This window comes from Chthoniobacter flavus Ellin428, assembly GCF_000173075.1.
GTDB classification, from domain to species: domain Bacteria; phylum Verrucomicrobiota; class Verrucomicrobiia; order Chthoniobacterales; family Chthoniobacteraceae; genus Chthoniobacter; species Chthoniobacter flavus.
In genome coordinates, this window is record NZ_ABVL01000004.1 from 304,518 (window position 1) to 317,671 (window position 13,154).

A 13,154-nucleotide genomic window follows, 5' to 3' on the forward strand; every position below is an offset into this window, starting at 1 on the left:
GGCCCCGCGAAGTCCCCGTACCTCTATGCCGCGCAAAGCCAAGCCCGCTGCTCCTGTCCCGTCCGAAGCGCCGATCCAGGCCCCGGTCGAACAGCCGATTCTCAATAGCCCGTACTACGAGCCCAAGGAACACTGGGTCTACGACAAAGCGGGCAAAGCCAACCGCATCGGCGGGCGGCGCCCCGCCCGCTATTGGTGGACAACGCAGCGCACCGTCTCCGGGCAGACGGAGCTGGAAGGCATCGGTGCTGATTACGGCAGCGAGCCGCTACCCTTGGTCAATGCGCTGCGTGCCGACGTGGCTCGCTGGCGGGCCGCCAATTACGAAAACGCCACGGCAACGACCAAGGAACTGTTGCGCCACTGGCAATCGAAGGAGCGCAGCCGCCGCCTTTTCTTCTGCCAGATCGAGGCGGTCGAAACGGTCATCTATCTCACGGAGATTTTGGCGCCCAATCGCCGGACGCGCTGGACTCCGGAAGTGACGCACGAGGATTTCCAAAAGATGTTGCACGGCGAAAAGCCGGACCTTGCGCACATGATGAGCGAGGATTTTTTCCCCCGGCTCATCGATGGACCCAACGGGAGCACGAGCAAATCGCTGACCCGGCTGGGCTGCAAGATGGCCACGGGGTCGGGCAAAACGGTGGTGATGGCGATGATCATCGCCTGGGCATTTTGCAATCGCGGCCGCGTGCCGGGCGATACGCGCTTTCCGAATACCGTCCTGGTCTGCTGCCCGAATCTTACCGTGCTGGAGCGGCTGCAAGTGCTCCGGCCGGATAACCCGGGAGGAAACTATTTCGAGCAGTTTGACATCGTGCCCTCGCGGATGCGCGGGCTGCTCCAGCAAGGGAAAGTGCACGTGACCAACTGGCACGCCTTCGCCGCGGAATCACCCCACGCCGAAGGCGGCGCGACCTATGCCGTGGTCAATAAAGGTGAAGAGAGTTCCGATGCCTTTGCCCGCCGCGTGCTGCACGACCTCTACGGCCGTGGATCGATCCTGGTGTTGAACGATGAGGCGCATCACGCCTGGCGTCCGCCACCACCAGGGAAAGCAAAAAGCAACGGCGCCAAGACGGATGAAGACGAGGAGATCGTCGACAAAGTAACCACCGGAGAAGCTACGGAAGCCACCGTGTGGGTGGAGGGCCTGGACAAGCTGAATGAGGCGGTCGGCATCACTGCCTGCGTCGATCTCTCGGCGACGCCCTTTTACCTCAATGGGTCGGGGCACATTCCAGGTTCGCCGTTCCCGTGGTTGATCACCGATTTCGGCTTGGTCGACGCCATCGAGTCGGGCATTACCAAAATCCCGCGACTCCCGGTGTCGGATGAATCGGGCCGGCCCGATCCCAAATTTTTCCGGCTGTGGGACGATATCAAAGCGAACTGCCAACCGGCGGATAAGTATCGCGGCAAGCCGAAGCCCGAGGTCGTGTGGCGCGAGGCGCAGGCGGCGTTTCTCACCCTGGCCTCTGAATGGGAGCAACGATTCAAATATCACCAGGACGCCAAGCCCGGGCAGCAATTCATCCCACCCGTCATCATCGTGGTCTGCGACAATGTGCAGATCGCCCAGGTTTTCCATGAGATGATCTCTGGCGAGACGGAAGAAGAGATCGAAGGGGAAGACGGCAAGCCGCAGAAGGTGAAACGCTACAATCCGGGTGGCGTACCATTTCCTCTACTGGCCAATACGGAGCATAAGCAGGTCACCATCCGCATTGATTCCAAGCTCCTCGACGAAGCCGAAGCGGGCGTCGGCTCGACGAAAAGCAAGGACGCGGAGCGGCTGCGCGAACTCGTGGCCAATGTCGGTCGTAAGGGGACGCCGGGCGAAGATATTCGCTGCGTCGTCTCCGTGCAGATGCTGACCGAAGGATGGGATGCGAGCAACGTCACGCAGATCCTCGGCCTCCGCGCCTTCGGCAGCCAGCTGCTCTGCGAACAAGTCGTCGGCCGTGGTCTGCGCCGCATTGACTATACTCCCGATCCCGAGACCGAGATGCTCAGCCCGGAGTATGTCGATGTCTTCGGCATTCCCTTCTCCGTTATCCCCTTCAAGGGGCGGCAAAAAGACACGCCGGAGCCGGACGACAAGCCCAAGAATTTCGTGCAAGCGCTGGATGAGCGCGCGGCTTATGAAATCCGTTTCCCACACGTCACGGGCTATGTGGTGGATCTCGGTCGACCGGCCATTCGCTGCGACGTGAGCAAGGTCGAGCCGCTCACCATTCAGACCCTGGAAAACCCCACGGAGGTTTTCGTCTCCCCGCAAGTCGGCATCCGCACCGGCGATCTCGGTTCGTTCAGCTTCGAAACCACGAAGCTCGACCGCGAGGAGTTTTACGCCAATCACCATTTCCAGACGATCCTCTTCGAGATCGCCCGACTGATTGTTCATCGACTGACCGACACGGCGGCCTCGGGTTTCCGGATGTTCTCCCGGCAGCAACTGTTTCCCCAGGTGCTCAAAATCGTGCGCGAGTATGCGGATACCCGCATTCAATGGAACGGCGCGGATAAACGCGAGTTGGCGCTGGAAAAGTACGTCCGTCCCTTGGTGGAAAGACTCACCACCGCGATCCGCCCCGACGACGAGCGCGGAGAGCCGCCGATCCTTCCGGTGATCGATCGATTCGAGCCATGGGGCAGTTCTGAGGATGTCGAGTTTGCGACGCAGCGTCAGGTTCATCCTACGATCAAGAGTCACGTGGACCAAGTCGTTCTCGACACCGAGCAATGGGAGCGCTCGGTGGCCTTTCGCCTGGAGAGCAGCGAGGTGGTCGACTTCTACGTTCGTAACGATCACCTCGATTTCTCCATTCCCTATGAATTCATGGGAGTGTCGCATGCCTTTTTTCCAGACTTCATAGTTCGCTTAAAAAACGGCGCCAACCTGGTGTTGGAAGTGAAAGGTTTGCTCGGCGAGAAGGAGAAAGCGAAATTCGAAGCCGCCCGCCGTTGGTGTACTGCGGTGACCAATTGGGGTAAGGCAGGTCGCTGGCAATTTCATGTCAGCAAAGATCCGGAAACACTCAAGCTGGAGCTGAAACACCTTACGGCGGAGAGTGAAGCGTTCGCCACGCGTGGTGGGCAGAAACCAGAGATTCAAGTCATTGACGAGCCAACGCCTTCTCCCATGCCCTCCACACAGCGCTCTTCTTCTCCCACGGTCTTTCTCAGTCACAGCAGCCACGACAAACCATTTGTGCGTCGGTTGCAGCATGACTTTGAAAAAGCCGAGATTCCGGTGTGGCTCGACGAACAGGAAATCGGCCTGGGTGAATCCATTTCTCGCAGCATCGAAGTGGGCTTAGAAAAGTCCGATTATCTTTTACTCGTACATTCGACGCACAGCGCCGGGTCAGAGTGGGTAAAGAGGGAAGTGGAAGCCGCGATCAACATGCAGGTCAATCATAGCGGTATCGCCGTGCTGACGGCGGTGATGGACGATGCCCCGCTGCCGATCTTGCTCAAAGATCGCATCTTCGCGGATTTTCGGAAATCTTACGAAGCAGGGCGTGACTTCCTCATGCGCTTTTTCAAGCGAGAGGCGAGCAGCGTTGTCTGTAATCTGAGTTCGGGCGACGTTCCTCCTGGAACGGTTGGTATGCAGTTACCGGGAGGAGGAGATGACTGTCCCACACGGCTCTCGCGCCTGACGCATCGCGAATTGCGCAAGCGTATGCAGCAAAGACTGAGGCGTAAGGATGTCATCGTCGCATGGTACGATCTCTTCGAAGAGCAAATGGACGATCAACTGCCGGGGAAGCCCATTGACTTATGTTTGATCGAACTTCTCGACCGATGCAAACAGCGTCAGCTGACAAAGGACCTGCTCGAGATCCTCTGTGAAGACTGGCCGCACGTCGACCAGAGCTAGGCTATCGTCAATGCACAGAGCTGCGAATTCCCGTTAGATTCGCTTCGCTCTTCAACTCGCGATTCCGAAGCCGGCCGGCTTCTCCCCAATTCTCAGCAGAAACGACGCGGGCAATTTGTGTCGTCGCTCGGCGAAAGTCGAGTGTGTCGGCCTCCTCTCCGTTGTCCCCACGACATCGGCCCCTGTCGCTTCGCTTCCGTATCCACTTTCCCCGTCCTCTTCGTCGCCGATAGTCGGAAAAAGGACTGCGTAACGAAACATTCGCGCGCTGGCACAGGATTTTCCCTTGCTCGTTCACGGTTCCTCTCGGTATCCCAGTTTCCCCTCGCAACCGAGGCCCAAAACGTATGAGCGAAAAGCATCTCACCGAGTTGGCGTGGAAGACCTTGATCGTCAAACACAAGATCAAGGACACCAAATTGACCAAGGCGCTGGGTGACCTGGCCAAGTGCGCGGAGACCGACGCCGTCGCGCAGATCAAGATTCTCGACGTCATCCACAAGGAAGCGGATGCGCTCAAGAAAGAGCACAAGGCGGACAAAGAGATCGAGACTTACCTGGTCGAGATGCTCAAGGAAGTGGACAAGAGCCACAAGGCGGCGGAACTGCACAAGAACGCTCCCGCTCCGAAAGCACCAGTACCACCACCGGTGAAAGGTCCGGTGGGTAACACCGGCCACGGCAAAGAAGAGGAGGGGAAAGAGAAGGAGAGCGAGGAAGAGGCGAAGAAAAAGCAGGAAGCCGGCGACGCGATGGATCCGAAGGTCGACATCAAGTCGGCCCTGACCACCGGCATGACCCGGGTCAAGGCGCGCAAGCCGGGGGATCCGGCGATGGGCGCGATGATCTGCCAGGTCGGTAGGGACTTCGGCGTGCTGCTCTCCCGCAATGTCGGCTCCGCGCAGGCCAATGTCTTGAAGGAATTGCTGAAGGGCACCGGCCACAAATTTGCCAAGGCGACCTGCGAGTGGAGCAAGGACGACTTCTACACTTTCATCCTCCAGAGCCCGCTCAGCGGCGCCGCTCGTGGGCTGAAGCTCTTTCTCCAAAAGCATACCGGTATCGGCTACAAAATCCGCGTCGGCTCACCGGGTGGAGCCGTGGAAGAGGAGACTGGCGAGGGCGAGACGGAAGGCCAGACGGAAGGTCACCAACCGCCGAAGCCGACCACTCCGACCGGAGGCGTCAAGCCATCGACGGATAAAGCGCCGCCGCGCCCCAGCCAGGATCCGGGCAAGACCGGTGATCACGATGACGACGAACACGAGCCCCCTCCCAACCCGACGCTTACGGCCTACGTCAAGGCCCGGAAAGACTGGCATGGCGCCAAGGCCGCGGCCGAGAAAAGTATCACGACCCTCAAGGAGACGATTCTCCAGCATTGCGACCCTGAGATCGAGACGCTGGTCAAAGCCAGGATCGATGTGTGGGATGGAATCCTCGGCATCGTCGATGACAGTCTCTTCATCCCGCTGATCGAGGAGGCGATCAAGGAAACCGAGCCGGCGAACCATCCCGAGCATCATAAAAAACTGGCCGGCTCCGTCGCCACCATCACTTCGAACCTGGAAAAGCATCAGCTCGCTTCCGTCGCCGACGCCAATCCCTTCGGCAAATTCTACATCCACGGCCCGCTTCATCTCATGCTGGGCAAACTGAAAGAAACTTTCACCGCCTGAGCCGGCATCGCCCCATCTCTCACTGGAAAATCCCATGCCGTACACGCTAGAACAACTGGAATTCCTCGGTCTTCACCTGGGCGTCGTCGTTCCACCGGAGTTTCTCGAGAAGAAACGCAAGGGAGGGACCACGCCGCCTCCACAGCCTCAGCCGTCATCCAAAACGGTCACTCCCGAGCAGACCAAGATCATCGAAAAACGCCGGACCCTGCTCGTGGCCGCGTCGAAGCTCACCGACCCGCCCTTCGCCGCCACGCCGGCCCTCGCCGCGCTCAAGCTCGACCGCGAAGCCGCCACCGGCGCGCTGGCGGACGAATACCCCACGCCGGAGCAATTTGGAACCGCCGAGCGTGCCATTGCGGCCTTTGCCCAAAAGGTCGAAGAGGAAAAACAGCGCGTCATTGCCCAAAAAACTTCGCTCAAAAAGTTCGTGAAGGACTTTGTTGAGCCGGCCACGGCCGAAGACGACGAGAAGAATGCCATCAAGGCGGAGTTGAAAAAGGTCAGCGACGCGCTCAAGGACGAAACGCCCACGCCCGCCCAAATCAAAACCGCGGAAACCGCCATCGCTGCGGTCAAGCGCATGGTCAAGCAGGCGGCGATCACCGGCGTAATCGCTGGTCAAGATCCGACGCAGGCCCGTGAGGCGCGCACCGCCTTTAAGGAATTTGCCAAAGTGCTGGGGAATGAGGAACCGACGCCCGAGGCTATCTCCATCGCGGGCGATGAGGCGAAGGCCGCCGAAAAGGCCGTCGACGACTTGTCCAAGGAGCGGAAAGCACTGGCAAAAGGTCCGTCCGGCGAAACGGAAGAGGCGAAGAAAATCCGGAGAGCGGCGCTGAAAAAGAAGGATGAAGAACTCCGCGTCGCCAAAGAAACGAAAAAGAAGGCCGTCGAACGCGAGAACGCGCTTCTCGGACAAAAATATCTCACCGAAGCGCTCGAACACGGTCCGCTTTCGCTCGAATCCGGCCAGCGGCTCAAATCCGGTTCCTCGGAAATGGTGAAGGCTTTTGTCAAAAACCCACGCCTGGCGAACTCCGCGTTAAAATCCCTTTCCACCGCCCAGCATCCAGAAGTCATTGCCGCAAACATTGGCAAGATCGCGGATCTGGTCGGCGACAATTTCAAGGCGAGCAACGGGAAAAAGTTCATTAATGACAAATTCGCGCGGGAATACGGCGAGAATCTGCTGCGCATGGGGGGCGACGCGGGCCCGGAATTTTTCGACCGGCTGCCCGACTACGTCGCGTCCGGACGGCAATTCGAGCGCGATCCGCTGGGGCCTTCGAAAGGGAAGCCTCATGTGTTGGCGAAACACCGGGGGAATATTGTCGCGGAGAGCATGATTAAGCCGGACGGATCGATCGATCTGAACTCCGACAAGGCGAAGAATGCCATCGGCGATCTGCTCTTCAATCCGCAGGTTCTCAAGAGTCCCACGCCGTCGATGACGGCGCACGTCCTCCAGACCGTAAAATTCCTCGAGGATCCCGTCACCGGTCCCGAAGCCACCAAGGTGCTCAAGGCCACCAGGAAGCCGACCAACTCGGCCGCCCAAAAGCAAATTCGCCGAGCCTTGGGCAAGGGCGACACGGATGAAGTCGATGACAACGCCACTCGGACGGCGGTTCTGTCCGCCATGCTCAAGCCGCTGAATCAGGGCCAAGTGGGCTCTTGTTTTGCCACCGCGCCTTGTCGGCGGTTGCGGGAGACCGAGCCGCTGGATGCCATGAAGGTCTATTCGGAAATTGCGTCGAAGGGCACCTATAAGCCCCCCTTCGGCGAAAGGGTTCCGATCGTTACCAATACTCCCGAAGACGAGGACCCGTTGCAGCGCAGCTTCGAGTACACCCTGGCTACTTCCCATGCGCGGGCTGGGCGACAGCTTCGAGAAAAAGCAGTTGGTCAAAAAAATCTCGGGCGGCGCGGATCAGTTCCGCAAGACCGTCGGCGGTCTCCCGTGGAAATGGAAAAACAAAAAGGCGAAGTTGCTGAACGACGTCAAAGCCGGCTTCACTTTCGTTTATGATCCTGAGTCGAAGGTCACCGACTCCAATGATGGTTCGTCTTCCACCGGCCGCTTCATTACCATCCGCGTTTCCAGCGGGAAGGAGATTCGCACCAAGGAAGAGTTCATCAAGCAAATGGCCGAAGTGGCGTGTCTTTCGTTTGGCTTCGACCCGGCTTCCGACAAGGGGAAAGCGATCAAGGATATCGTCAAGTCCGACGCCTTCATCGACGCGGTCTGTCCGGATGGATACAAGCCTTGGGAGCTCGAAAGCGGCGGCTTTACCGACGAGGCCACCAAGACCCTCCTGGGAGAAGATATGAAGCAGCAGCGGCTTCTCGGGAAAGCGCCGAAGGATCCCCAACCCACCGAGGGCAAGCGCACCGCTCAGGTTCTAAACTCCTTCCTCAATCATTTGGGCGACCGGGACGAGCCCATGGTCACAGTGGCCACGGTTGGCCGGCATGGCTTCAACGCCCTCCCGAATCATCCTTCGCTCGACCGTCTCAAGGGGAAAAACCCCACCGAAACCGCGGAGAACGTGGACAAGTATCTGGTCAAAAAAGGCGAGACCCTGAAAAACACCGAACTCAGCACCGAGCGCGCCGCCTGGCTCTTCGATCAGGAATTGGACAACGCCATCGAGAACTGTGATTCCGAGTTCGAAGCGGATCTGGTCAATGGCGCTAGAACGCATCGTCCTACCGACAAGATGAAACCGGAGGCGGTCAACCGCGCCATCAAGGATGCGATGGCCACCTATTATGACAAGCTGGCCCGAAAGAAAGCGAATGCCTGGAAGGTAAAGGAAGAATCCGAAGGGCGCGCCGTTACGGCGGAGGATCTCAACAAGAAAAAGACGACGCTCGAAGGCGGCTACGTCACCTCCAGGGAGAATCGCGCCAAATCGGCTTTGATCCGCGATATGGGTGCGCCGGAATTTGTCATCGCCGACACCAACTGGGGTGGCCCCGGGGATAAGACTCTGTTTGTCATCGCTCCCGACCCGACCACCGGTGAACCCATCATGTGGAAAAAAACGCTGCCTCCCGGCTCCCTCCGGCCAGCCGGACGCCAATGGGTGGACGATGAGTGGGAGCAGATCTCCTAAAACATTTTCCGATCACCACGAACCAAAACTATGCCTGACGAAATTCCTCCGCTCTCGCTCGGACTCGGTGACAACAACGAGAACCTGGTCCTCCTCGATACCGCCGAAGAGGCCGCCCCGAGCGAGGCCGCCAACATGGCCGAGCTTCTCCGCCTCGTTCCCGGCCTGGCCTCGGACGCGCACGCTGTCGACCTCGCCCGCGCCGTCAACCATTTCAAACACGGCACGGATTATCGCGTCATCGAAAACCCCACCGAATTCGCCAACGCCTATCGCGCCCGGATTGAGCATGAAAATCCCTCCGCCGAATGGCAGGAAGGGGTCGTTCGCCTCCGCGACTACGGCATCCCTGATTTCAGCCAGATCCAGCCGCCCAAATTGACTGGCGGCAAACTCACCTTCTATGCGGCCGACAACTTCCTTGGCGTTCCCTACGAAGTCGAGGCCGAGAATCTCGAAGCCGTGCCGGAGTACAACCCCATGCCCCTCACTCCCTTGCCCCGCTCGCCCGCGCCCGCCGCGGGGAATCCCGAGGAGGAATATGAGGAGAAGCCCAGGGAGAAACCCGAGGACGAATCCGAGGGGGAAGCGGAAGAGGAACCCAACGCAGCTGCGGAAGATTGACCCGCCTCCCAGGATTCCCCCGGAGCCTGGCGTGCCGCTCGCCTCACTCCCAGCTCCGCCGTTACCAAGGAAAAAGCCAACGAAAGCGACGCGGAGTTCCCGCCCGACGAGTAGCGCTGCGGCCGGCCTCAATGAGGCCGGAAACGTCGGTGGATGCCGATCGCCGAGCGGCATAGGAAAAGCCGCCACGCCGGAGGCGTCCATCTGTGGAACGCGCGGTGGCATCTGCAGCCCAAGCATTCTCTCGCTTTCGTCTCTCGTTCCCAAAGTGGGGTGTGGGGAATGCCGATGCGGACGAAACTCCATTTCGGTGGCGGCGCGCGGAGCGATCCGACTTCCGCTGCGATTTGCGATCTGCCATCCACTCTCTCCAACCACCCCGCGGAGCGGACACCAACGCGGCCAAGCGGTGGACTATCAACTATCAACTTTTCCGCCCCCGAAGCAGCTAACATCTCCTCGCGATGCAGCATTGAAGGAGTATCCCCATGAACTTTGCTTCTCTCCTTCGCCTCCTTTTTCTCGGTTTGTTCGCCGTTTCGCTGAGGGCGGAAACGACCCCGCTTCAGCTCACGCTGCCGCCGACTTGGTACGGTGTGCCTGGTGTGCCCATCAGCCTTTATTACGACAATGTCGTGCTCACCGAGCACCCGGAGGCGTATCATTTCGAAGTGAAGTGCGACATCGGCACGGCCGAGGCCAAACGCTGGACGGTGACCCCGGCGGACAAGGACGTCGGCGATCACGCGATGGAAGTGGTGGTGAAGGATGCGAGCGGCAAGGTTCTCGAGCACGCGAAGACGACGCTGCACGTTTCACCGAAAAATGCCGGGGCCGGGCGTGAATTGAAGCTCCTCATCGTGGGGGACAGCCTGACCGCCGCGACGGCCTATCCGAACGAAATCGCCCGCCTGCTCAGCACCGAGGGAAATCCAAAGTGGACGATGCTCAGCGACAACAAGCCGGCCTCCGCCGCGCCGGGCGTCGCGCATGAAGGTTATGGCGGCTGGACGTGGGCGGCGTTTCTGCGGAAGTACGAACCGAAGCCCGAGCGCACGCCCGATGGCAAGGGCTGGAAAACGCGCGGCAGTCCTTTTGTTTACCTCGGCGCGGATGGCAAACCGGCACTCGATATCCCGCGCTATTTCAAGGAAGTTTGCGGCGGTCAATCGCCCGACGTGGTGACGTTTCTGCTCGGGATCAACGACTGTTTTCACACCGACCCCGAGGATGAGAAGGCGGTGGAGACGACGATCAAAACGACGCTGGATAATGCGGACCAGCTCCTCGCGGCCTTTCGTGCCGCGTCGCCCAGGACGGTCTTCGCCGTCGGCCTGACCACGCCGCCGAATTCACGCGAAGAGGGCTTCGAGGCGAACTATCACGGCAAATATCATCGTTGGGGATGGAAACGCATTCAGCATCGACTTGTGCAGCGCATGCTGGAGCGCTTGGAAAATCGGCAGGCGGAAGGAATCTACCTCGTCCCCACCGAGTTGAACCTCGATGCGGTGGACGGGTATCCGGTGAACAACGGCGTGCATCCCAACGGCGTCGGCTACGCACAGATCGGGACGAGCTTCTACGCCTGGCTCAAAATGTGGCTGGCGTCTTCCGCGCATTGAACTGCGGTCCCCGTCCTGATCTTTATACGTTTTTCGACTGGTTCCCTACTGTTTGAATAATCGGTTGTGGGCGCGCGATAGCGTTTCCCTTGGGGAGCGGCGACTTTCCAGTCGCCGACCGAACGAACGCGCATAGCGCCATCTTGTGGGCGTCGCTCCGCGACGCAGGGCGACTGGAAAGTCGCCCCTCCCAGGGGGCGCCCAAGTTCGAAAGCGCGCAGAGGAAGTGTGGGTAATGCTGAGGCTGCTGCGCCGCTTTTTAAGAGCCGTCAGACCCAATTTCAGTCCGCCAGTCCGGCTCCCCGCAAACCGGCTATCAACTATCAATTGTCCCCACGGCACCGCGGACCTGTCGCTTCGCTCCAGTATCAACTCTCTCCAAACGAACTGTCCACTTTCCGAACTAAGAACTTTCCCTAACTTCGGTCCTCCTACTGTAGCCTTTCGTCCTGGCGTTCCCCCCATCTACGACCATGAAACCGGCCCTCTTCCACCCGCCGATGAACCGCCGAACTTTCCTCGCGGCTTCCACCATGGGATTAGCCGGCCTGCGGTTCGCGCCAAGAGGGCGGGGAATGACCGCTCCGGCCCCCGAAGCACCCGCGATTCGGAAACCCGCCAAATCCACGATCCTCTTCTTCCTCTGCGGCGGCGCCTCGCACATCGACATGTGGGACATGAAGCCGGAAGCGCCTCTGGAATATCGCGGCGAATTCCAATCAATCCGCACGACCTCGCCGGACATTCATCTCTGCGAGCACCTGCCGCTGCTCGCCCAACAGGCCCATCGCTTCTCCCTGGTCCATGGTGTGACCGATGGCGGAAAGGCGACGGGGGATCATCACGCCGGCTATTACTACAACCTCACCGGCCACGCCCCGGATCAGACCTTCAAGCAACAAGGTAATGATCGCCGCCCGTATCCGGATGACTGGCCTTTCATGGGTTCGGTCGTCGGCTCGCGCCGTCCGCTCCATCGCAATCTGCCGCAAATCATCACCCTGCCGCACAAACCGAGCAAGCTGCCCTACACGCGACCCGGGCAATTTGCCGGGCGCCTGGGCACCGACCAGGATCCCTTTTATCTTTACGGCAGCTTCGCTGAGCCGCTGAAATTCACCGCGCCCACGTTGACGCTCGAGCGCAGCCTCGGTGCGGGACGCATGGATTCGCGACGGGAATTGTTGCAAGCGATGAACGCGGCGCGCCGTGAACTCGACACCGAGATGCAGGTGCAGAGCTATCTGCGGCAACAGGATCGCGCATTCAGTCTGCTCGCCTCGAGCGGAGCGGAGAGCGCCTTCGATATCGCGTCGGAACCGGAAGCCATCCGCGCCCGCTACGGAAATCACATCAACGGCACCAGCCTGCTCATGGCGCGTCGCCTGGTCGAGGCCGGGGTTCCCTTCATCACCGTGTTTTGGAAAGAGGACGAGAGCACGGCGAAGCAGTGCAAGAGCGCCGGTGGCTGGGATACGCACGCGGACAATTTCAATTGCTTGAAAAAATATCTGCTCCCGAAGTTCGACCAGGCTTTTTCCGCATTGCTCGAAGACCTCGCCCAGCGTGGATTGCTCGACGACACGCTCGTGCTGGTGACCAGCGAGATGGGCCGCAAACCGCGCGTCGGTGATGTCCGTTCCGGTGGCAACGTCGGTGGCGGACGCGATCATTGGACGACCTGCATGAGCGTGCTCATGGCAGGTGGGGGAATCCAAGGCGGCCGGGAAGTCGGCGCCACCGACGCGCGCGCGGAATATCCCAAGGAACATCCGATCGCCCCGGAGGATGTGGTGAAGACCGTGTATCACGCGATGGGGGTGACGGATCTGATGGCGAGGGACATGCTCGGCCGCCCCTACAATCTCCTCGACGAAGGAAAGCCTCTGCTGGAGCTGTTCGGCTGATCGGGTGATCGGGTGATCGGGTGATCGGGTGATCGGGTGATCGGGTGAGGTCCGGCAGTAGAGTTTCGGGGAGCGCGCCCGTCCCGGGTGCTGGCGGAGGCGTCCCCGCCTTCGCGAACTTTTAAAACTTCCGCGCTTCCCTTTTGCTCTATCCAGGAAAGTTCGTCTCGACGGAGCGCCGAAACCAGCTCCGGACCTCCGCTGCCTGGAGCATTTTAAACAAAACTGTAGCCGCGGCTGATTTAAGCGCAGAGAACGCCGAGAATGCAGAGGGCCGCAGAGGGAGAAAAAATGAAGGCGGAAGG

The 13,154-nt window shown here is 59.8% G+C and carries 7 protein-coding genes and 1 pseudogene; all 8 read left to right on the forward strand.

The genetic code is table 11. The annotated features are described in order from the left end of the window. Positions 1-25 precede the first annotated feature (25 nt). Positions 26-3,085 (forward strand): annotated as a pseudogene (locus CFE428DRAFT_RS08900) (DEAD/DEAH box helicase); the annotation flags it as partial. A gap of 63 nt (positions 3,086-3,148) precedes the next feature. Further along, positions 3,149-3,892 (forward strand): toll/interleukin-1 receptor domain-containing protein, encoded by a 744-nt coding sequence (locus CFE428DRAFT_RS41015; RefSeq protein WP_420196879.1) that lies wholly within the window; start codon positions 3,149-3,151, stop codon positions 3,890-3,892. Between the two features lie 347 nt (positions 3,893-4,239). Then, positions 4,240-5,571, forward strand: a complete 1,332-nt coding sequence (locus CFE428DRAFT_RS08910; RefSeq protein WP_006979180.1) for a hypothetical protein — start codon at positions 4,240-4,242, stop codon at positions 5,569-5,571. A 34-nt stretch (positions 5,572-5,605) separates the two neighbouring features. Next, on the forward strand, positions 5,606-7,603 hold the full coding sequence (locus CFE428DRAFT_RS08915; RefSeq protein ID WP_006979181.1) for a hypothetical protein: 1,998 nt from the start codon (positions 5,606-5,608) through the stop codon (positions 7,601-7,603). Next, positions 7,563-8,693 (forward strand): hypothetical protein, encoded by a 1,131-nt coding sequence (locus tag CFE428DRAFT_RS37140; protein WP_006979182.1) that lies wholly within the window; start codon positions 7,563-7,565, stop codon positions 8,691-8,693. The genes CFE428DRAFT_RS08915 and CFE428DRAFT_RS37140 overlap by 41 nt, the downstream gene beginning before the upstream one ends. A gap of 30 nt (positions 8,694-8,723) precedes the next feature. Then, a complete protein-coding gene (locus tag CFE428DRAFT_RS08920; RefSeq protein WP_006979183.1) occupies positions 8,724-9,317 on the forward strand; it encodes a hypothetical protein in 594 nt (197 codons plus the stop codon). A gap of 488 nt (positions 9,318-9,805) precedes the next feature. Next, a complete protein-coding gene (locus tag CFE428DRAFT_RS08925) occupies positions 9,806-10,942 on the forward strand; it encodes an SGNH/GDSL hydrolase family protein (RefSeq protein WP_006979184.1) in 1,137 nt (378 codons plus the stop codon). Positions 10,943-11,415: 473 nt separating this feature from the next. Further along, on the forward strand, positions 11,416-12,849 hold the full coding sequence (locus CFE428DRAFT_RS08930; RefSeq protein ID WP_042724674.1) for a DUF1501 domain-containing protein: 1,434 nt from the start codon (positions 11,416-11,418) through the stop codon (positions 12,847-12,849). Positions 12,850-13,154 lie beyond the last annotated feature (305 nt).